Here is a 22211-nt window from a genome sequence, read left to right on the forward strand (position 1 = left end):
GTAGGGATAGGGTGTGGGGCGCTTTAACGAAAAAGCTGGACCTAGGTTTTTTCGGGTGCCACGCTAGGCGCGGCGCAGCTCCAGCACTGTGATTTCGGGCAGAAAGCCTGTCCGCATGGGCACGCCCAAGTAGCCCAGGCCCACGTTTACGTACAGCTTTTGGCGGCCCTGCTCGTAGAGGCCAGCCCACTGCGGGTAGGAGTACTGCACGGGGCTCCACTTGAAGAAGGGCAGGTTGATGCCGAATTGCATGCCGTGGGTGTGGCCGCTGAGCGTGAGGTCGATATCCTTGTAGTCGAGCACCTGCGCCTCCCAGTGCGAAGGGTCGTGCGAGAGCAGCAACTTAAAGGGCGCATTGCCGCTGGCCGCGTGGGCCTGCGCCAGCTTGCCGTGCTTCGGAAACTGCGGGTGGGCGCTCCAGTTTTGCACCCCTAGGATGGCAAATTCATCATCGCCGCGCCGGATGGTGTGGCTCTCGTCGAGCAGTAGCTTCCAGCCTATTTTGGCGTGGTTCTGGGCCAGGCGCTGTAGGTTTTCGCGTTTGGCCGCCGTGCTGGGCCACTGCACATAGTCGCCATAGTCGTGGTTGCCGAGGATGGAAAAAATCGGCAGGTCTGACTTGATGCCTGCCAGCGCCGGAATGTGCGGCTCAACCTCCAGGGCAACATTATTAACTAGGTCGCCGGTCATTACGATGAGGTCGGCCTGCTGGGCATTTATCAGGGCCACGGCGCGCTCCATGGGCTCGGTACTGCCGTTGAAAGAGCCCGTGTGCAAGTCAGAGATTTGCAGAATTTTAAAGCCCTCGAATGAGGCGGGTAGGTTGGGGTAACGCAGCACCACGCGGCGCACCGTGTAGTCGGTTTTGCCCTTCACCATGCCCCAGAGGATGGCGAGCACCGGCACCAGCCCTAGGCCCAGTGCCAGCCGGCTGATAAACTCATTACGCGTAAGAGGCGCCGCACCCGCCGCGGGTGCCGGGCTGCTGAAGCCACGAGCCGCCCAGCGTCCCAGCCGCGTGAGGTCTTCGAGCAGCAGCGGAAAAATGACGACCAGCTTGCCCGCCAGCAGCGCCAGCGGCAGCATGAATAAATAACTTTTGAACTCGCTTTCGCCCTTGTGGCGCGTGAACATGGCCCAAAGGCCCACCGCCCAGATGCCCAGTGTAAGCAGCCAGTAGCTGATAGCAAACCCCCGCCGCCCCACCGTGGTGGCCGGGGCAAACGCGGTGCGCACGGCTAAGTAGCCGTATACCTCGGCCACCAGAATGGCCACTAAAAGAATCCGAAATAGAAGGCGATTGCGCATGATGATAGACCCAACGGGCGGCCGGGCGCCAGAGTTGGCCGCCGCAAGCTAAGGTGGCTAACGCACGCCCCGAAATTTTGCTTTATCTTTTGGACTTGCTTGCGCTAGCACTTTATGGAAGCCGCTGATTTTCTGCCCGAAGACGACACCGCCCCCGACGCCGACGCCACGCCCACCAGCTTTGGTATTAAGAGCTGGGCTGAAGAAGACCGCCCCCGCGAAAAACTCATGCAGAAGGGCCGCGCGGCACTGTCCGATGCCGAGCTTATCGCCATCCTCCTAGGGTCGGGTACCACCAAGCTCACGGCCGTAGACGTGGGCAAGCTCATGCTGCAAGCCGTAGACAATGACCTCAACGAGCTAGCCCGCCTGAGCCTGAAGCAGCTGTGCCGCCACCCCGGCATCGGCCCGGCCAAGGCCATCACCGTAATGGCTGCACTGGAGCTGGGCCGCCGCCGCAAAGAAAATGGCGCGGGCCGACGCACTATCATTACTAGCTCGCGTGACATCTATAACGTGATGCGCCCGCAGCTGCAAGACCTGCCCCACGAAGAGTTTTGGATAGTGCTGCTCAACCGCGCCAATGTGGTGATGCGCACCGAAAAAGTGAGCAGCGGCGGGGTGGCCGGCACCGTGGCCGACCCCAAGATGATTTTCAAGCACGCCCTCGAAAACCTGGCCAGCAGCATTATCCTGGTGCACAACCACCCCAGCGGCAACCGCCAGCCCAGCAGCGCTGACATCAGCCTGACTAAGAAGCTGAAAGAAGCCGGCGGCTTTCTGGATTTGCCGGTGCTCGACCACCTCATTTATACCGACCTAGGGTACTACAGCTTTTCCGACGAGGGGCTGCTGTAGCTGCCCTAGGTTACGTTTGTACTACTCAATAGGTCTGTCCTACTGACGTAGGACAGAAGGGAAGTAGTTTGTTTATGCGAAAAATCTGGATTGCCGGCCTCGTGCTGGCCATACTTGGGCTGGTGCTCTACAGCGTGTCGGGCACGCAGCCGGCCCAAACCCTCGATGAAGCCTACCTAGGGCGCTTGCGCGAAGCGCGCCGCCAGAAAGACCAAACCCTGCACACGGCCGCCGACTCGCCCATTCCGGATGCGCAGCGCCCCACGTTTGCCGGGCTGCGCTACTTTGCGCCGGAGGCTGGGTTTCGGGTCACGGCTAGCCTTGTGCGGCAGCCGGTGCTGCTGCCGCAGCCGCTGGCCATGAGCCTAGGTAAGCCCGAGAGCTACCAGCGCTGGGGCACCGCCGAGTTTGAGCTAAACGGCAAGCCGCAGAAACTGACGCTTTTGCAAAAAGCTGGCGACAAACAGCTGTTCGTGCCCTTCACCGACCCTACCAATGGGGAGCAGACCTACGGCGCCGGCCGCTACATCGACGTGCCGCTGCCGCCCGCCGAGGCCAACGAAATAGAGCTAGATTTCAACCAGGCATACAACCCGTACTGTGCCTACAACCACGAGTATAGCTGCCCCTTGCCGCTAGCTGAAAACCGCCTGACGGTGCCCGTGACGGCCGGCGAGCAGACGTTTCAGCCCTAGGTGTACCAAACAGAGCAGCAGGTGCTGCAAGCACTTGCTAACCCGCCGTACCTTTGCCGAACTACGGGCGGCCGCCAAAAGCCGTCGTTTTCTGGCAATGACTATCTCTTTCGACTGGCTTAAAACGCTCTTCCCCACTACGCTTTCGGCCGCCGAAATAGGCGCGCTGCTCACCAGCTCAGGCCTCGAAGTAGAGAGCCTGACCGAGCTGGAAAGCGTGCCCGGTGGCCTGCGCGGCGTGGTGCTGGGCACGGTGCTCACCTGCGAGCGCCACCCTGATGCCGACAAGCTAAGCCTTACTACCGTGGCTGTGGGCGATGATACGCCCCGCCAAATTGTGTGTGGCGCCCCCAACGTAGCTGCTGGCCAGCGCGTGGTGGTGGCCCTGGAGGGCGCTATGCTACACCCCAGCACCGGCGAGCCGTTCAAAATCAAGAAATCAAAAATCCGCGGCGCAGCTTCGGAGGGCATGATTTGCGCCGAAGATGAGATTGGCCTGGGGCAGTCGCACGCCGGTATCATGGTGCTCGACACTGACTTGCCCGATGGCACGCCCGCCGCTGATTATTTCGGCCTAGGGTCGGATACGGAGATTGAAATCGGCCTCACGCCTAACCGCGCCGACGCGGCCTCGCACTACGGCGTAGCCCGCGAACTGCGCGCCCTGCTGGGCCAGCCCGCCCACCTGCCCGACGTGAGCGCCTTCGCCGCGCCCGAGAGCGGCGAGACTATCACCGTCACCATTGAGGACGACCAGGCGTGCCCACGCTATGCAGGCTTGCTGCTTGATAATGTACAGGTAGGCCCGTCGCCCGAGTGGTTGCAGCGCCGTCTGCGCAGCATCGGTCTCTCGCCCATCAACAACGTGGTGGACGTGACCAACTTCGTGCTGCACGAGCTAGGACAGCCGCTGCACGCCTTTGATGCCGACCAGATTACGGGCGGCAAAATCCGGGTGAAGCGCGCCGAAGCCGGCGAAAAATTCGTGACTCTAGACGGCGTGGAGCGCAGCCTGCAAGCCGAGGACCTGGTGATTGCTGATGCCAACGGCGCAGCAATGGCCCTGGCCGGCGTGTTCGGTGGTAAAACCTCGGGCGTGAGTACTGACACCACCCGCGTGATGCTGGAGAGCGCCTACTTCGCGCCGGCTGTGGTGCGCCGCACCAGCCAGCTGCACGGGCTCAAGACCGATGCGTCGTTCCGCTTCGAGCGAGGTACCGACCCTTACATGGTGCCCACCGCGCTGAAGCGCGCTGCGCTGCTGCTGCAAGAAGTGGCCGGCGCCCGCATCGCCGCGCCAGTGGTCGACGAGTTTCCGCACCTTATCCCCAACAATCAAGTGCACCTGCGCCTCGACCGTGTGACCCGGCTCATCGGCCAGGAAATAGGGGAGGAGCGCATCCGCGAAATTTTGGAAGGCCTAGGTATCAAAATCGAGGCTGCCGCGGGCAATGAGTGGACCTTGGCCGTGCCGCCTTATAAAGTAGACGTAACTCGGGAGGCCGACGTAATCGAGGAAATCCTGCGCATCTACGGCTTCAACAACGTAGCCCTGAAGCCGCACAATTCGGCGTCGTTTCTGTCGGGCTTCCCCAACCCCGACCCCGAAGTGGTGCGCCAGAAAATAGCCGACCTGCTCAGCGGCCAGGGCTTCTCGGAGATACTGACCAATTCGCTCACCAACTCGCAGTACTTCGAGAAAGCCGACGCGCCCGATGCGTCGTTGGTGCGCATTCTGAACTACAATAGCCAGGACCTGAATATCATGCGGCCCACGCTGCTGACGTCGGGCCTGGAGGTAGTGCGCCACAACCTGAACCGCCGCCAGCGCGACCTCAAGCTCTACGAGTTTGGCAAGACGTACCAGCTCGGCGAGAATGGCAAGTACAAGGAAAAGAACGTACTGGCCATCTACCTGACCGGCAACGCCACCGCCGAAACCTGGCAGCACGCCTCGCAAAAGGCGGCGTACCACGATGTGGCGGGCGCGGTGCAGCAGGTGCTAGCGGCCCTAGGTCATCCGCAGCCGGGCTCGCAGCCCACGCAGCACCCGTACCTGGCGGGGGGGCTCACGCTACTGGTGCAAAACCAGCCGGTAGTGAACCTAGGCGCTGTGTCGCCAGCCGTGCTCAAGCGCCTCGACGTGAGCCAGCCCGTGTGGTACGCCGAGCTGGACTGGGATTGGCTGCTCAAGAAGTACAAGGCCACGCTGGTGGCCCGCGAGCTGCCCAAGTTCCCGGAGGTACGCCGCGACTTGTCGCTGGTCGTGGACCAGGCCGTGACCTTTGACCAGCTGCGCACCATCGCGCAGCGCACCGAGAAGAAGCTGCTGCGTGACCTCAACGTATTCGACGTGTACGCCGGCGACCGCCTCGAAGCGGGCAAAAAGTCGTACTCGGTGAGCTTTACCCTGCAAGACCCCACCCAGACGCTGACCGACCAAGCCATCGACCAGGTGATGCAGAAGCTAATTCAGCAGTTTGAGAAGCAAGCTGGTGCGCTGATTCGAAAGTAATAGCGCTCTTTTAAGCAAACGCAGGACGCAGCTAAGCTCCGTGGCAGAAGCAGCAAACGTTGATTGACGTTGGCTGCCTTTGCTGCGGAGCTTATTTGTGTTATGACAATTTGAGTGACCTAGGGATTTAGAACAATCCTTAAGCAGTAAAAAAAGGTGATTGGATGTAATGTTAAAGGCCACTTGGCGAGTAACATTGCAGGCCGGTTACCCACCTTGGCCGGTTTTTTTATCCTTTTTCTTCTTATGAAAGTACCTACTCTGTACCCGTGGCTGTGCGGGCTGGGCCTGGCGCTGGCCGTAGTGCCTGCGTCGGCGCAGCAAAAACCAGCGGCCAAGCCAGCCGGCGCCAAATCGACCACGCCCAAACCGCCTACGGTGAAGGCGCCTACGGGGGCCACTGGGGCCCGCCTAGTTGAAAAAGTAACTAAAAAGTCTGGCGAGTTGGTAATTCCGTACGAGAAGTACGTGCTGCCCAATGGCTTGACCGTGGTGGTGGCCGAAGACCACTCCGACCCGCTGGTGCACGTGGATGTAACTTATCACGTGGGCTCGGCCCGCGAGCAGATTGGCAAGTCGGGCTTTGCGCACTTCTTCGAGCACATGATGTTTCAGGGCTCCGACCACGTCGGCGACCAACAGCACTTCAAGCTCGTGACGGCCGCTGGTGGCGACCTCAACGGCTCGACCAACCAGGACCGCACCAACTACTACGAAACCGTGCCGAGCAACCAGCTCGAAACGGCCATGTGGCTCGAAGCCGACCGCATGGGCTTTTTGCTAGATGCCGTAAGCCAGAAGAAGTTTGAAATTCAGCGCTCTACGGTAAAGAACGAGCGTGGCCAGAACTACGACAACCGCCCGTATGGCCTAGCCAGCGAGTACGTTGCCAAGACCTTATACCCCTACGGCCACCCGTACTCGTGGCTGACCATCGGCTACCTCAAGGACCTAGACAACTCCAACGTCAACGACCTTAAGAACTTCTTCTTGCGCTGGTACGGCCCCAACAACGCAACCCTGACCGTAGGTGGCGACGTGACCGCGGCGCAAGTGCTGAAGTACGCCGAGAAGTACTTCGGGCCTATCAAGCGGGGACCGGCCGTGCCGGTGCAGAAACTGCCCGCGCCCGTGCTCACCGCCGACCGCTACGTGAGCTACGAGGACAATGTGCGCTTCCCGATGCTGCAAATGGTGTTTCCGACGGTGCCCCACGGCCACCCCGACGAGGCCGCGCTCGACGCGCTGGCCGACATCATTGGTGGCGGAAAAACGTCGCTACTCTACAAAAACCTGGTGAAAACCCAGAAGGCAGTGCAGGCCCAGGCCTACCAGCAAAACTCTGAGCTAAGTGGTCAGTTTGCCCTGATTTCGCTGAACGCGCCCACTACGCGCCTCGACAGCGCGGAAGTCATCTTCCGTAAGACGCTGGCTGAGTTTGCCAAAAACGGCGTGACCGATGCGCAGGTAGCGCAGTACAAAGCCAGCACCGAGGCGCAGCTCATCAACGGCCTAGCCAGTGTACAAGGCAAAGTGAGCCAACTCGCGGCCAACCAAACGTTCTTCGGCAATCCCAACCGCCTGCCCACCGACCTGAAAGAGCTGCGCGCTATCACCAAGGCCGACTTGCAGCGCGTTTTTGCCAAGTACATCCAGGGTAAGCACGCCGTGATTTTGAGCGTAGTGCCCAAGGGCAAGCTCGATGAAGTGGCCGGTAAAGACAATTACACGGCCTCGACCGCGGGCTACAAAGCCCCCAACTACGGCTACGATGGCCTGAAGTACGTGAAGGCTGTGGATACCTTCGACCGCAGCAAGCAGCCTGCCGCCGGCGCCAACCCGGTGGTGAAAGTGCCCGCCATTTGGCAGGATAAGTTTGCTAACGGCTTGCAGCTCATCGGGACTAAGAATACAGAAATTCCGACGGCTACTATGCAGCTCACCATCCGGGGTGGGCACCGGCTCGAGCAGGCAATGCCCGGCAAAGCCGGCATCGCGGCCCTCACGGCCCAAATGCTGAATGAAGGGTCGGAGAAGTACACGAGCGAAGAATTTGCCGCCGCGCTCGACCGCCTAGGTAGCGCTATCCAAGTGTTTAGCGGCGCTGATAACACGACGGTGTACGTGCAGACGCTCACCAAAAACATGCCCGCCACCATGGCGCTGCTCGAGCAGCGTCTGCTGCACCCGCGCTTCGACGCGGCCGACTTCGACCGCGTGAAAAAGCAAACCCTGCAAGGCATTGCCAACCAGGTGACGCAACCGGTAGTAATTGCCAACAACGCCTACTCGAAGCTGCTTTATGGTCAGAATGACATTATGGGCGTGCCTAGCAATGGCACTACGGCCAGCGTAACGAGCATCACGCTCGACGACGTGAAGCAGTTTTACCAGCAGTACTACGCGCCCAACGTGAGCTACCTTACCATTGTAGGCGACCTCGACCAAGCTGCTGCCGAGCAGCCATTGGCCTTCCTGAAGGCGTGGCCGCAGAAAAACGTGACCCTGCCCACCGCCCCGGTAGCCCAAGCGCAGCCCGACAAGACCAAGATTTACTTCATCAATAAGGACGGCGCGGCGCAGTCCGAAATTCGGGTGGGCTATCTCACGGCTCTGCCCTACGATGCCACCGGCGACTACTACCGCGCTTATCTGAGCAACTACCTCCTAGGTGGCGCCTTCAACTCGCGCATCAACCTAAACCTGCGCGAAGACAAAGGTTACACCTACGGCGCCAACTCGGGCTACCGCAGCACACGCTTTGCTGGGCCGTTTACGGCCCAAGCCGGCGTGCGCGCCGATGCCACGGCCGCCTCGGTGAAGGAGTTTATGAAGGAAATCAACAACTACCGCACCGGCATTTCGGATGAGGAGTTGGCCTTCCTGCAAAGCTCGGTGGGCCAGAGCGACGCCCTGCGCTACGAAACCGGCCAGCAGAAAGCCGGCTTCCTGTCGCGCCTCGTGGAGTATGACCTCAAGCCCGACTACGTGACGCAGCAGGCCGACATCCTCAAAAACCTGAAGAAGGAGGACGTGACGGCTTCGGTGCAGAAATACCTGCCCGGCGACAAGATGTACATCGTGGTAGTGGGCGACCGCGCCAAGGCGTTCCCCGGCCTCTCGGAACTCGGCTACGATGTAGTAGAGCTGGACGTGAACGGACAGCCTGTAGCCTCGGCGGCGCCTGCCGCGCCTGCTGCCGCGCCCTCGACCGACATGCCCGATGGCAAAACCAAGACGGAAGAAAACGGCCGTAAGGTTAAAACCAAAAAGAAGAGCGCCTAGGTACCTCGCTTCTTCAAGTGGTTTCTTAAAGAGCCCGTCGCTACCCGCGGCGGGCTCTTTTAATTAGCAGCTAAGCGTTGGTGAATGAACCCTTGAGTGTGATGGGCGCCGGCCCTAGGTAGACTCACAGAGTTCATCGCGGCTAAGCGCAAGGTGCCATTCTGGCCGGGTTAGCGACCTAGGGCGCAGTGGCTGGCTTTTTGAGGAAAGGTCCGTTAGCAACAACTTGGCTGCGCGAAGCTTGGGAAGTGTATCAAAAATGGGCTCTGGATGAATCAGAGTCGTTATCTTACAACCTAGGCGCTAACTTCGCGGAGCAATTCCTATTTTCTCGTGGCATCGTCCCAGCAACACGCGCAACTCGACCGCTTAGAGCGGCAGGTAACCACCTTAGTGGCTGCCTATCAGCAGGTGCGCGAAGAACTGGCGGATGCCCGCACCACCATCGAGCATTTGCGCGCCGATGGCCGCGAGCGCGAAAAGCAGTTGCGAGAGTACCAAAACCAAGAAAATATTGTTAAACTTGTCCAGACTATAGCCGGCGGGGAACCCACCCAGGCCAACGAGCTGAAACAACGCCTCAACGAATACATCCGCGAAATAGATAAGTGCCTTGCCTATTTGAGGGAATAACCTGCCTTCACCTATTTGAACTGTCTACTACCTTCCTATGAACGACTTAGCTATCAAAATTCGCATCGCTGACCGTGATTACCCCATGCGGGTAGCCGTGGCCGACGAAGAGCGGCTGCGCCTAGCCGGCCGGCAGCTCAGCGAACAGCTGCGCGAGTATCGGGAAAAGTATGGCATTCAGGACAAACAAGACTTGCTGGCGATGGTAGCCCTCGCCACCATGGCTGATTCTTTGAAAGTTAGCAAAGAAAAGGATGGAACCGATGCAGCCCTCACCGAGCGCCTGACGCGCCTCGATGAACTGCTTTCTGGCGTGGTGCTGGCTGCCTAGGGGCGGCCGGATAGCACCCGTATTTCGTTGGCCCGGCCGGGCCAGCTGGGGCAAGCGGCCCCGCTAGTCCTGGCCTGGTAACTTGCGCATGGCTATGGTCTTGAAACACCTCACTTCCATAACTCCATGTCATCCATCCTATTATATTGCGTGCTGACGGCCGTCATTGCCTTAATTGGCGGACTGGTCATCGGCCGCCAACTGGCCGGCAAAGCCCGCCAGGACCACGAGGGCGAGGCGCAAGCCAAAGCCCGTCAGATTTTAGAAGAGGCCGAAAACCAGGCCACCCGCACCCGCGACGAGCGCATTCAGCAGTCGAAGGATAAGTTTCGCAATCTCAAGAACGAGTACGAGCAGGAGCAGAAGCGCGTGCGCCGCGAGTTTGAAGCCGAAAGCCAGCGCTTAAAAACCGCCTTAGAGCAGGAGCTGACCGAGCGCCGCCAAGGTGTGCTAGCTCAGGAGCAAAGCATCAAGCACCTCACCGACACGACCCAAAAGCAGCTCGAAGTGCTCCAGCACAAGGAAAAGGAGCTCGAAATCACCCGCGAGAAGGTGCAGGCCGATGCCGAGCACCAGCGTACCCGCTTTGAGCAGCAGGAAGAAAAGCGGCAGGCCAAGCACGAAGTCGCCGTGGCCGAGCTACAAGCCAAGCAGCAGGAGGCCGAAACGATTGTGCACGAGATGCAGAGCCAACTCGAAAAAGTAGCCGGCCTCACCGCTGCCGAAGCTCGCGAACAGTTGGTTGAAAGCCTGAAAAACGAGGCGCAGCTACAAGCCTCGTCTTACATCAAGGACACGGTAGCGCAGGCCAAGCTCACGGCTACTAAGGATGCCAAGAAAGTGGTGCTGGAAACCATTCAGCGCACCGCTTCGGAGCACGCCATTGAGAACTGCGTATCGGTGTTCAACATCGAGAGCGACGATGTAAAAGGCAAAATAATCGGCCGCGAGGGCCGCAACATTCGAGCGTTAGAAGCTGCTACGGGCGTCGAGGTTATCGTAGACGACACGCCGGAGGCCATCATCATCTCGGGCTTCGACCCGGTGCGCCGCGAAATTGCCCGCCTCTCGCTGCATTTGCTCGTGAAAGACGGCCGCATTCACCCCGCCCGCGTGGAGGAAATCGTAGCCAAAACGACCAAGAAAATCGAGGAGGAAATCATCGAGATTGGCGAGCGCACCGTAATCGACCTAGGGATTCATGGTCTACACCCCGAGCTAATTCGGATGGTGGGCCGCATGCGCTTCCGCTCGAGCTACGGCCAAAATTTGCTGCAGCACAGCCGCGAAGTAGCTAACCTTTGCGCCACAATGGCTGCCGAGCTGGGCCTGAATGTGAAGCACGCCCGCCGCGCTGGCCTGCTCCACGACATCGGCAAAGTGAGCACCGAGGAGCCCGAACTGCCGCACGCCATCCTAGGAATGGAAATGGCTAAGAAATACAAGGAGCACCCCGATGTGGTGAATGCCATCGGCGCTCACCACGACGAGATGGAAATGACGGCCCTGATTTCGCCCATCATTCAGGCTTGCGATGCTATCTCGGGTTCGCGCCCCGGCGCCCGCCGCGAAATGATGGAGAGCTACATCAAGCGCCTCAAACAGCTAGAAGAAACAGCTGGTGCCTTCAAGGGCGTCAACCAGACCTACGCCATTCAGGCCGGCCGCGAGCTACGTGTAATCGTGGATGCTGAAAACGTGAGCGATGAACGCGCAGGTGAGCTCAGCTTCGAAATTTCGCAGAAAATCGAGAAAGAGATGCAGTACCCCGGTCAGATTAAAGTGACCGTAATTCGAGAAATGCGCTCGGTAGCTTACGCGAAGTAAGTAGCAGCTCATGATGAAAAAGCCCTTGTAGCTAAGCAGCTACAAGGGCTTTTTGCTAAAATATTCTTCTTTAAATAACTGTCATGCTACGCTTGCGAAGTATCTAGCAAGGATTACATAGAGTAGTAACCTAGGAAGATACTTTGCAAGCGCAGCATGACAGCGGCCCAGTACGACTATGCATAAACTTTATTTTATTGGTACACTGTTGGCCGTTGGAGCGTTGCTTACGGCGTGTGCTACTGGGCCTTATGCGGCTACCAACAAAGTGTATAAGCGCCAGGCCCGCGACTTAGCCAAGCAGCTGCGTGCCCAGCCCACGCTCTTGGCCGATAGCTTGCCGCCCGCGCCCTACTGGGCTGGTACCGTCAATTTTAATCTGCGCAAGCCCAACTACGTCATTATTCACCACACGGCGCAGCGTAGTACTGAGCAGACCCTTAAGACTTTCACGCTGACCAAGACGCAGGTAAGTGCCCACTACGTAATTGGGCGCGATGGCCAGACCTTTCACATGCTCAATGATTACTTGCGGGCATGGCACGGCGGAGCCGCATGTTGGGGCAACGTGACAGATATTAATTCGGTATCAATCGGTATCGAGCTAGACAACGATGGTACTGAGCCGTTTGAGGAAGCACAGCTTGTGAGTCTGCTTCGGGTCCTAGGTAGCCTGAAACGCACCTATAATATCCCGGCCGCCAACTTTATCGGGCACGGCGACATCGCGCCTACGCGCAAAAGCGACCCTAGCGCCTTATTTCCCTGGCAGCGGTTGGCCGCACGTGGCTTTGGGCTTTGGTACGATGCACCCGTACTCAGCGACACTACCGCCGCCCCCTTCGCTACCGATTCCTTAGGGTTGGCGCTGCCGGGTATTACGCCGCGCGAGGCGCTGCGCATCATTGGCTACGATACGCAGGATATGCCCGCCGCCATCCGGGCCTTTAAGCGGCATTTTGTACCCGACGATACTAGCGATGAGCTGACCGAACGCGACCGCCGCATATTATTTAATCTTTACCGTAAATGGCTATAATGCAGCGGCCTGTTTGGCCAGCCTAGGTACCTAGGCTGGCCAAACAGGCCGCTGTGCGGGGCAGGCTTACTGTGCGCCTTTCAGCTTGTCTTCGCCGCCGTAGGGGGCGCCGGCCGTGATGTCGCCGCGTAGGCCGCCAGTGCTTTGGCCAGGGCCGAAGCCGGGCTGCGCCGCCGTGGTATCGTTTTCTATCTCCGGTACCAGCGGTGCGTCGGGGGCCATGGGGGCGTTGGTGAGCGCATCGGTGGGCACGGCCGCAGCGTCGGTGCCGCCGTTTGCCTGGTCGCCGGTTATTTCGGCTACTTTGGCTACGTAACGGCGTTTGGCCTCTTCTTCGGGCACTCCTTTGTACTTGTCCCACGATTCCCACTGGGCCTGCGACAGGCCAGCGGGACCGTTAGCTTGGTCGGCCTCGTCGGCATCAACTTCGCCAGATTTCATATTTACGTCGCCCTCAGTAGCTTGCTTGTACAAGCCGTAAAGCTCGGTCATGTGCTTGGCAGCCGTAGCGTCGGGCAAAGTGTTTACTTGCTGCACGGCAGCGTCAAATTGCTGTTGTAACTCCATGGGGTGGGGGAGGGGCTAATCGAACCACGCCGGCAAATGGCCGGCCACTAGCAGTACTACGTCGGCGGGCTGGGGGTTGCGCGCTACGCCAAATCCGGCTTTTCTAGTAGTAGCGGGCGGCTAAGTCGGGCCTCCGTGTATCTTTGCTTACAAGCTATGTGTGGAATAACCGGCGCTTACGCCTTCTCCGATTTGGGCCGCTCGGCCCTAACCCGCCTGCAAGCCGCCACCGACGCCATTGAGCGCCGCGGGCCCGATTCGCAGGGGCATTTTGTCTACGACCAGTGCGGACTAGGCTTTCGGCGCCTGGCCATTCTCGACCTGTCGGCCGATGGCAACCAGCCCATGACCGACGAATCGGGCCGCTATACCATTGTCTTCAATGGCGAAATCTTCAACTATCGCGAGCTGCGCGAAAAGCTGCTCAAGAAAGGCTACCGGTTTCATTCGCAGACGGATACGGAGGTTATTCTTAATCTATATATCAGCGAAGGGCGCGGCTTCATCAAGAAGCTAAATGGCTTTTTTGGCTTCGCTATCTACGATAAAGAAGAGAACTCGCTGCTCATTGCCCGCGACCGCTACGGCGTGAAGCCCATGCACGTGTACCGCGATGAAGACCGCCTGCTATTTGGCTCCGAGCTAAAGTCGCTGCTGGCCCTAGGGGTACCGCGCAAGCTCGATTACGTTGCCCTGAGCCAGTATTTACAGCTCAACTATATTCCGGGGCCGGCCACTATTTTCAAGGGCGTAAAAAAGCTGCTACCTGGCCATTACCTTTTCATCAAAGGGGATAAGGTGGTGCGCAAGCGCTGGTATAAAATACCTTACGACCCCAAGAAGGTCGCCAAAAACAAGCTCACCTACGAGGAGCAGCAAAAGAAGCTGGTGACCTTGATGGACGAAGCTGTAGAGCGCCGCCTCGTGGCCGATGTACCCCTAGGTGCCTTCCTGAGTGGTGGTATCGACTCGAGCGTAGTAACGGCACTGGCCGCCCGCCACACGCCGCACCTCAACACGTTTAGCATCGGTTTCCGCGACGAGCCTTTCTTCGACGAAACCAAATACGCCAACTTGGTGGCGAAAATGCACAACACCAACCATACGGTGTTTTCGCTGAGCAACAATGACTTGTATGAGCACCTGTTTCAGATGCTCGACTATTTCGATGAGCCGTTTGCCGACTCGTCGGCCCTAGCCGTGCATGTGCTAAGTCAGCGCACGCGCCAGCATGTAACGGTAGCCCTGAGCGGCGACGGCGCCGACGAAATTTTTGGGGGCTACAATAAGCACATGGGCGACTTCCGGGTGCGGCAGGGCGGCTTCAAAGCCGAGGCCGTGACCGGCCTGAACCTGCTGTGGGACATTCTGCCCAAGTCGCGCAACTCGTATTTTGGTAATAAAATTCGCCAGTTTCAACGCTTCTCGCGCGGTATGCTCAGCGGACCCAAAGACCGGTACTGGGACTGGGCCAGCTTTGCGTCTGAGAAGGAAGCCCATAGCCTACTTAGCCCCGCCAGCCGCAGCAAAGTAGGTAAAAAGCTGGCCGCCAAGCGCCGCAAGGATATTCTGGAGCACATCCACGCCGATGGTGACCTCAACGAGGTGCTGCTCACCGATACACTGCTGGTGCTACCCTACGACATGCTCACCAAGGTCGACCTGATGAGTATGGCTAACTCGTTGGAAGTGCGCACGCCGTTCTTAGATTATAAGGTAGTTGACTTTGCTTTTTCCTTGCCTGTGAGCAGCAAAGTCGATGGTACGATGAAGAAAAAAATCGTGCAGGATGCCTTCCGGCCAATGCTGCCGCCCGAACTCTACGACCGCCCCAAGCACGGCTTTGAAGTGCCATTGCTGAAGTGGATGCGCGGCGAGCTACGCCCCCTCATAGAGCAAGACCTGCTGGCCGACGACTACGTGGCTAGCCAAGGCATCTTCGACGTAGCGGGCGTACAGCAACTCAAGAAACAGCTTTTTTCCAATAACCCCGGCGATGCACACGCGCGCATTTGGGCGCTGCTTGTATTCCAATACTGGTGGAAGAAGTATATGGCCTAGGCTATAATTGGTAGTGGCAAGATTTAAATTGGCTATCTAAATCGATTGGATAGCTAACTTTGAATTGTTTGTATCGCTTGCAAACTGAGCTAAATCTTGACTAAACACCTGACTTTCACATGAAAATAGCAGTAGTAGGTACCGGCTACGTTGGGTTGGTAACGGGTACGTGCTTTGCCGAAGTAGGCATTGACGTTACTTGTATTGACATTGACCAGAAGAAAATAGACAACCTGCACAACGGTATCCTGCCCATTTACGAGCCGGGCCTAGAGGAAATGGTGGCCCGCAACGTGAAGTCGGGTCGCTTGCATTTTTCTACGTCGCTGGCAGAAAGCATTAAAGGGGCCGATGTGGCATTTATCGCGGTAGGTACCCCTCCCGGCGAAGACGGCTCGGCTGACTTGAAATATGTGCTGGCTGTGGCCAGGGGCATTGGGGAAAATATAGACGGCTACTGCGTAGTCGTGACCAAAAGCACCGTGCCCGTAGGTACCGCCGCTAAAGTGCGGGCCGAAGTAGAAAGCGCCCTAGGTAAGCGGGGCGCCGATGTAGAGTTTGACGTAGCTTCCAACCCAGAGTTCTTAAAAGAAGGAGCCGCCATTGACGACTTCCTCAAGCCAGACCGGATTGTAGTAGGCATTAGCTCCGAGCGTGCCGAGGAGGTAATGCGCCGCCTCTATAAGCCCTTCCTGCTCAACGGCCACCCGATTATCTTCATGGATATTCCGTCGGCTGAGATGACCAAGTACGCCGCCAACTCGATGCTGGCTACTAAAATCTCGTTCATGAACGACATCGCCAACCTGTGCGAAATCATGGGTGCCGACGTAAATAAAGTGCGCCAGGGCATCGGCTCCGATGCTCGCATTGGCACCAAGTTCATTTATCCCGGCATTGGCTACGGGGGCTCGTGCTTTCCGAAAGATGTGAAGGCGCTGATAAAAACGGCGCAGGAAAACGGCTACCAGATGCAGGTGCTGCAAGCCGTGGAAGGCGTGAACGAAGCCCAGAAAGAGGTGCTGTTCAGCAAGGTAAAGAAGCACTTTGGGGGCAACTTGCAGGGTAAGAAATTTGCCATTTGGGGCTTGTCCTTCAAGCCGAAGACCGATGACATGCGTGAAGCTCCTTCGCTCGTTATCATCGAGAAGCTATTGGCTGAAGGCGCCACGGTGTCGGCTTACGACCCGGTGGCCGTGAGCGAAGCCAAGCATACCCTAGGCGATACTATTACCTACGCCAAAGACCAGTTTGAGGCGTTGGTAGATGCTGATGCCCTGCTGGTAGTAACCGAGTGGCCCGAGTTCCGCTCGCCCTCTTTCGAGGTGGTGGGCCGCCTGCTCAAGCAGAAGGTTATCTTCGACGGCCGCAATATTTATGATGCGGCCGAACTGAAAGAAATAGGCTTTGCCTACCACTGCATCGGGGTGAAAACCGACCACAAAGAGCCGGTCGCCTAGGTTAAGCTGGTAGCTAATAGCTGCTGGCTGTTAGCTGTTTGTTCTTGTTTAATTTGTTTTCAAAAAGCTACTAGCTAGCAGCTAGTAGTTAATAGCTCCAAAAAATGGCTGAAGAAAAAAAGCGCGTGCTTATCACCGGCGGAGCCGGATTTTTGGGTTCGCACCTCTGCGACCGATTCTTGGCCGAGGGCTACCACGTCATTGCCATGGATAACCTCGTGACGGGCAACCTTGCCAACATCGAGCACTTGTTCAAGCGCGAGGACTTTGAGTTTCACCACCACGACGTCAGCAAGTTTGTGTTCGTGCCCGGCAAGCTCGACTATATCCTGCACTTTGCCTCGCCCGCGTCGCCTATCGACTATCTCAAGATTCCGATTCAGACGCTGAAGGTGGGCTCCCTAGGTACCCACAACCTACTAGGCCTGGCTCGCGTAAAAGGTGCCCGCATGCTGATTGCCAGCACCTCCGAGGTATACGGCGACCCTGAAGTGCACCCGCAGGTAGAGGAATATTGGGGTAACGTAAACCCCGTGGGCCCGCGTGGCTGCTACGACGAAGCCAAACGCTTCCAAGAGGCCATCACGATGGCTTACCACAACCACCACGGCCTCGAAACGCGCATCATCCGCATTTTCAATACCTACGGCCCGCGCATGCGCTTGGACGATGGCCGCGTACTACCGGCCTTCCTCTCGCAGGCGCTGAAAGGTGAAAACCTGACGGTATTCGGTGATGGCTCGCAAACGCGCTCGTTCTGCTATGTTGATGACCTAGTAGATGGCATCTATCGCCTATTGCTGAGCGATTACCATCTGCCCGTGAACATCGGCAATCCCGCTGAGCTTACCATAAAGGAATTTGGCGAAGAAATTGCCAAGCTAACGGGCGTAGAGTTCAAGCCCACCTACCAGGCCCTGCCCGAAAACGACCCCATGAAGCGCCGGCCCGACATCACTAAGGCCAAGGAAATCTTAGGGTGGGAACCCAAAATAGACCGCGCTGAAGGCTTAAAGCGCACCCTAGAGTACTTCAAAGAGCATGTAAAGTAGCGCACACTGTTAACCAATGAAAACAGCCTGCTACCCGAATATTTCGGGAGCAGGCTGTTTTCGTTAAAGAGATTAAGCACATGTGTATAATGAGTTTCGCCGCTACAGACGTAGAGAGCACACGCACCCTTATTAGTTATTAATTGGTTAGTTGATAAAGGCTATTTAAAGCTTTTTCGAGGTCAATAAGCCTACTATTAGTGCAATAAGCGCAAATTATGTAGAAAGCCAAAAGTCCGTTGGCAAGTACTCGCTTTTATGAAAAGGACTGTTATCTCGTACGCAGCAGCCTATAATGATGATTAAAGTCTACATTTGCATTTAATTCTACGTACATTAAAGTCGGCCTCTATATTGAAAATATGCCAAAGATTTCTATTATCGTTCCCTGCTACTACAATGAGGATAACATTCCTGTTACGGTGCCAGGACTTATTGAAAATGAAGTTAATTTCCCACCTGAAGTAACGTTCGAGTACGTTTTCGTAGACGATGGCTCAGGTGATGGAACTTTAGCCGCCCTCCGCCGAGCGCAGGCACAGTATCCTGACCGGGTACGGATAGTAGAACTGGTGGCCAATGTGGGTTCTTACAACGCCATCGTGGCCGGTATGGCCCATGCTACCGGTGACTGCATGGCTATTATCACTGCCGACATGCAGGACCCACCTGAGTTGATGGTGCAGATGTATGACTACTGGAAAAAAGGCTTTAAGCTAGTCATTGGTAATCGGCAAGACCGCGAAGAAACTGGGCTGGGTCAAGTATTTGCCCGCACGTTTCATTGGCTGATGAAACATCTAGCGCTGAAAAACATCCCCGATGGTGGATTTGACTTCGTGTTTTTCGACCGGCAGGTTTGCGACGAGGTAGTGCGAATGCAGGAGCGTAACAGTAACCTGTTCTACCTTATGATTTGGCTAGGCTATGCCTACGTCAATATTCCTTATGTGCGCCGCAAGCGCGAAATCGGTAAGTCTCGTTGGACGCTGCAAAAGAAAATTAAGCTGCTTATCGATTCGCTGCTTTCATTTTCCTATTTCCCCATTAGGGCCATCTCAGTATTGGGGCTGGGGTTGGGAGGCGTGGCAATGCTTTATGGTCTTTATATAATTGTGCTTAAGTTTTTTAGTGAAGGTGAGCCAGAGGGTTGGACGACGCTAATGGTGGTTATTCTGTTTGTGGCTGCCTTTCAAATGATTGCGTTAGGGGTAATTGGTGAGTACGTGTGGCGAGGACTCGATGCCGCCCGTAACCGGCCTTTGTACGTGGTAAAGCAGGTATACGAAACTCCTGTACAATATAATTCGAAGGCTATTCTGCCTTTATAGAGATGGCCTATTTGCTTGACTTGCTGGTCTTATTCTTAGGTGGGTTAATAGTATTTTATGGGGTAGGTGCAATGCTGCTACGGCTGGTAGGCTGGCATGCTGAGGAGCCATTCTTTACTATCTTTCTTCGCTTACTTACCGGCGTGGTGGTAATTACTACTGCGTATGGCGCATGGCGTACGGGTGGGGTAACCATCCTGCTACCAGTGCCGCTACTACTGGGTATAACAGTGAAAGCGTTGCGGCCGACACAAAGCCAAGCCGTAATCGCCGAACCAAATGATTTTCGCTTCACCCTATTGTTGGCATTAGGTATCGGCCTAGCTGCATTTGCTACTCAATACGGGCTAGTATATGAGCCGGGTGCAGCCCATCTGCAAACGCCTTTTCAGGACTATGTATATTATAGCCGGCTGACGCTGATGTTAAATAAGGTAGGGCTGGAAACCAACTCCTTAGAAGTTGTTTTTCCGCAATTCCAGACGGAGCAGCCTTACCACTACTTAGAGCTATGGCTCAATGCGCTGCTTGTCCGAGTTACGGGACTACCCTCAGTTTGGGTGTTTTTTGTGAGCGCGTCTTCAGTGCTGATTTCTATTATAGGAGTGGGGTTTACTGCTATCTATTCCTATTGCGGAATACGAAAATTTTGGGCCGCGCTATTGGGCTTGCTTACTCTCACTGTGGTGGGCACAGTTTGGCCTTTTCTAATAGCGCGCTATAATATGGTGGTTAACGGTTCGCTGTTGGCACACGTACCCCTACAATTGCATCCCAAACTAGCCCCTGTTTACCTAGCTGTGCTGCTGACGGTGCTATCGCTACTACGGCAGCGCTGGCTAGCGGCCGCAGCTGCGGCCGCTATATTACCCCTGCTATTTGTAGCAACAGCACCGGCGGCGATGGCCGGAGTAACCGGACTTTTAGGGTATTTAGCTATGAGCCGCCAGCTATCTTGGCGCCGTACTTTATGGCTGGCCGCTCCAATAGCAGGTGCTTTAGTCTACCTAGGCCTGTTTTATGCCCTGCAGCCACCAGCCTATCAGTTTGCGAATTCTGGACAATCTTCGGCCTTTGCAGCAGTGGTTCCAACGCCAGGCGAAGCAAAAACACTGTTGAACATTGCGATTGGGGTAGGAATTAACTATAGTATCTATTACGCAGCTTACGCAGCTTTACTAGCAATACTCTGGTTTCTGCCGCGTAATTCGCCCCGTCTGCAACAGTCTGACCGGCCCTTACTCGCCTGGGGTGCAGCTATGCTGCTGGGCGCAATAGTAATGCGCACGCTAGGCCATCATTTTCTCGATGGCTTTCAGTTTTTTTCTAATCCGATTGTGCCTTTGAGCGCTGCGATGATTGCCGTGCTATTGGGTCGCGCCCTGTATGGAACTTCGGCCGGGCGGCACGGGCTGGTCGCCGTAGTGATAGTTGGACTACTATTTATGACTATTTCTGGTGATATAACGGATAATACGCGTTATTCTGCGCAGTTTTTAGAGCAGGTCGGACCAGTGTTGCGGGCGCTACCCAATCGGGGAGGCTACTTACTCGGCGATGCTGACTATAAAAATGCCTATATGACTTCTTCGGATTCTTATACGGCTGGCACTTACGTCTCCAACTTCAAGAACGACTATCTGCTAATTTCTCTTTCGGCCCTAGTGCCCGACAACTTTCAAACCGACTCGCGCTTTGCGCGAGACTCAGCACAGGCTGAACTTATCCGGCGCCGTGCTACACTAGTAAGGTTAGCCAAGTTAAGCAGCCAAGCCGGCCACGCTATCCCTGCCGATAGCGCGGAGCTTGCTTTAGTCCAGCGGGCCGGCCTAGCATTCATTTGTGCCTCGCCGCGAGCAGTGTTGCCTACTGCGTTGCGTCCGTTGGTGCATGCCCGCTATCGCGATGCTCGCTCGGGAGAGGTATTATACGTACTACAGCCTACGTCGCCTAGGTCTCCGCTACCATCTCTTTAACGCGGTTCCCGATAGTGGAACCTTATCTTTGCAGGCTATTACTAGGTTTGTATTAAGTAATATGGACATTGGTAAAAGGAGCCTTACACTATAGGGTAGAAACCTAATATTTGCTCCTTGTAATTCAATAAATTTTCTAATTCATCTACTATTCTGAATTTTATGGCCATTCCGTTTTTATCTTTTTCGCCTCAGCACGACCCCATTCGCACTGAGGTGCTCGCCGCTATCGCGGGGGTATACGATAAGCAATGGTATGTGCTGGGTGAGCAGGTCAAAGCGTTTGAGCAGGAATACAGTGCCTTCAACCAAGTCGGGCACACGATAGGGGTCGCCAATGGCCTGGATGCGCTACACCTGGCGTTGCTGGCACTGGATGTGCAGGCGGGCGACGAAGTGCTGGTACCCAGCAACACGTACATCGCCACTTGGCTGGCCGTTTCGTTTGTGGGCGCTGTGCCGGTACCTGTTGAGCCCAACCCAGCCACCTATAACCTGGACCCGGCCCTACTGGAGGCGGCAATTACGCCCCGTACCAAGGGCATCATGCCGGTACACCTTTACGGCCAGGCCTGCGAGATGGGTCCAATCATAGAAGTGGCCCAGCGTCACGGCCTGTGGGTAGTAGAAGACAACGCGCAAGCGCAGGGTGCGACCTGGCAGGGGCAGCTCACCGGTAGCTTTGGACAGGTAAACGCTACGAGCTTTTACCCAGGCAAAAACTTGGGGGCGCTGGGGGATGCTGGGGCGGTGACCAGCAACGATGAAGAACTGGCGCGCAAAGTGCATACCCTGCGCAATTACGGCTCGCAGCAGAAATACTATAATGAGGTGATAGGCTACAACTCGCGCCTAGACGAGTTGCAGGCAGCGGTGCTGCGGGTGAAGCTACCGCACCTAAACGCGTGGACGCAACAGCGCCAGCAGGTAGCAGCGCGTTACGACGAACTGCTGGCAGGGGTAGGCGACTTGGTACTGCCCACTGTGGCAGTCGGTGCTTCGCACGTGTACCATTTATACGTGGTGCGTACCGCGCGGCGTGAGGCACTGCAGCAGCACCTCGCGCAGGCGGGTATCGGCACGCTGATTCACTATCCCGTGCCCCCACACCGCCAGCAGGCCTATGCCCACCTGCAGTTGCCAGCCGGAGCGTTTCCAATTGCGGAGGAGCTGGCCGCTACCTGCCTGAGTCTGCCCATGTGGCCCGGCATGACTGAGGAGCACCTTACCGCTGTCGTAGAGGCTATCAAGACTTTTTTTTAAATCATTATTG

Annotated in this window: 16 protein-coding genes; 14 read left to right on the forward strand and 2 right to left on the reverse strand. The window is 56.6% G+C overall.

Annotation, left to right across the window (positions count from 1 at the left end):
- Positions 1-63: 63 nt before the first annotated feature.
- Complete coding sequence (locus JAO77_RS00370) at positions 64-1308, reverse strand: metallophosphoesterase (RefSeq protein WP_198988294.1); 1245 nt, start codon at positions 1306-1308, stop codon at positions 64-66.
- 114 nt (positions 1309-1422) lie between these two features.
- On the opposite strand from JAO77_RS00370, the gene radC reads away from it, so the two are divergent.
- From radC to JAO77_RS00410, 8 genes are all read left to right on the forward strand, one after another.
- Positions 1423-2166, forward strand: a complete 744-nt coding sequence (gene radC / locus JAO77_RS00375; RefSeq protein WP_198988295.1) for a RadC family protein — start codon at positions 1423-1425, stop codon at positions 2164-2166.
- Positions 2167-2240: 74 nt separating this feature from the next.
- Positions 2241-2861 carry a DUF1684 domain-containing protein gene (locus JAO77_RS00380; RefSeq protein WP_198988296.1) on the forward strand — a complete coding sequence of 207 codons (621 nt, stop codon included), beginning with the start codon at positions 2241-2243 and terminating at the stop codon, positions 2859-2861.
- 97 nt (positions 2862-2958) lie between these two features.
- Positions 2959-5376, forward strand: coding sequence for a phenylalanine--tRNA ligase subunit beta (gene pheT, locus JAO77_RS00385; protein WP_198988297.1), 2418 nt, complete (start codon positions 2959-2961; stop codon positions 5374-5376).
- Positions 5377-5622: 246 nt separating this feature from the next.
- Complete coding sequence (locus JAO77_RS00390; protein WP_198988298.1) at positions 5623-8661, forward strand: M16 family metallopeptidase; 3039 nt, start codon at positions 5623-5625, stop codon at positions 8659-8661.
- A 333-nt stretch (positions 8662-8994) separates the two neighbouring features.
- On the forward strand, positions 8995-9294 hold the full coding sequence (locus JAO77_RS00395; RefSeq protein WP_144850866.1) for a hypothetical protein: 300 nt from the start codon (positions 8995-8997) through the stop codon (positions 9292-9294).
- Positions 9295-9331: 37 nt separating this feature from the next.
- Complete coding sequence (locus tag JAO77_RS00400; RefSeq protein ID WP_198988299.1) at positions 9332-9625, forward strand: cell division protein ZapA; 294 nt, start codon at positions 9332-9334, stop codon at positions 9623-9625.
- 126 nt (positions 9626-9751) lie between these two features.
- Positions 9752-11452 (forward strand): ribonuclease Y, encoded by a 1701-nt coding sequence (gene rny, locus JAO77_RS00405; protein ID WP_198988300.1) that lies wholly within the window; start codon positions 9752-9754, stop codon positions 11450-11452.
- Positions 11453-11630: 178 nt separating this feature from the next.
- Positions 11631-12491, forward strand: coding sequence for an N-acetylmuramoyl-L-alanine amidase (locus tag JAO77_RS00410; RefSeq protein WP_198988301.1), 861 nt, complete (start codon positions 11631-11633; stop codon positions 12489-12491).
- Positions 12492-12557: 66 nt separating this feature from the next.
- Here the strand turns inward: JAO77_RS00410 and JAO77_RS00415 are convergent, their stop codons facing one another.
- Positions 12558-13058 (reverse strand): acyl-CoA-binding protein, encoded by a 501-nt coding sequence (locus JAO77_RS00415; protein WP_198988302.1) that lies wholly within the window; start codon positions 13056-13058, stop codon positions 12558-12560.
- A 156-nt stretch (positions 13059-13214) separates the two neighbouring features.
- Here JAO77_RS00415 and asnB point away from each other — a divergent pair, with 156 nt between their 5' ends.
- The 6 genes from asnB (at position 13215) to JAO77_RS00445 (ending at position 22201) form a co-directional block, all read left to right on the forward strand.
- A complete protein-coding gene (gene asnB, locus JAO77_RS00420; protein WP_198988303.1) occupies positions 13215-15119 on the forward strand; it encodes an asparagine synthase (glutamine-hydrolyzing) in 1905 nt (634 codons plus the stop codon).
- Between the two features lie 119 nt (positions 15120-15238).
- The gene (locus JAO77_RS00425; RefSeq protein ID WP_198988304.1) at positions 15239-16579 is read left to right on the forward strand and encodes a UDP-glucose dehydrogenase family protein; all 1341 of its coding nucleotides are present in this window, start codon (positions 15239-15241) and stop codon (positions 16577-16579) included.
- 104 nt (positions 16580-16683) lie between these two features.
- Positions 16684-17631, forward strand: coding sequence for a UDP-glucuronic acid decarboxylase family protein (locus tag JAO77_RS00430; protein WP_198988305.1), 948 nt, complete (start codon positions 16684-16686; stop codon positions 17629-17631).
- A 362-nt stretch (positions 17632-17993) separates the two neighbouring features.
- Positions 17994-18962 (forward strand): glycosyltransferase family 2 protein, encoded by a 969-nt coding sequence (locus JAO77_RS00435; RefSeq protein ID WP_198988306.1) that lies wholly within the window; start codon positions 17994-17996, stop codon positions 18960-18962.
- A 2-nt stretch (positions 18963-18964) separates the two neighbouring features.
- On the forward strand, positions 18965-20938 hold the full coding sequence (locus tag JAO77_RS00440; RefSeq protein WP_198988307.1) for a hypothetical protein: 1974 nt from the start codon (positions 18965-18967) through the stop codon (positions 20936-20938).
- A gap of 162 nt (positions 20939-21100) precedes the next feature.
- Positions 21101-22201, forward strand: a complete 1101-nt coding sequence (locus tag JAO77_RS00445) for a DegT/DnrJ/EryC1/StrS family aminotransferase (protein WP_198988308.1) — start codon at positions 21101-21103, stop codon at positions 22199-22201.
- The last annotated feature ends 10 nt before the right edge of the window (positions 22202-22211 follow it).

The sequence above is a fragment of the Hymenobacter sp. BT559 genome (assembly GCF_016427535.1).
In the GTDB taxonomy this organism is placed as follows: Bacteria; Bacteroidota; Bacteroidia; order Cytophagales; family Hymenobacteraceae; genus Hymenobacter.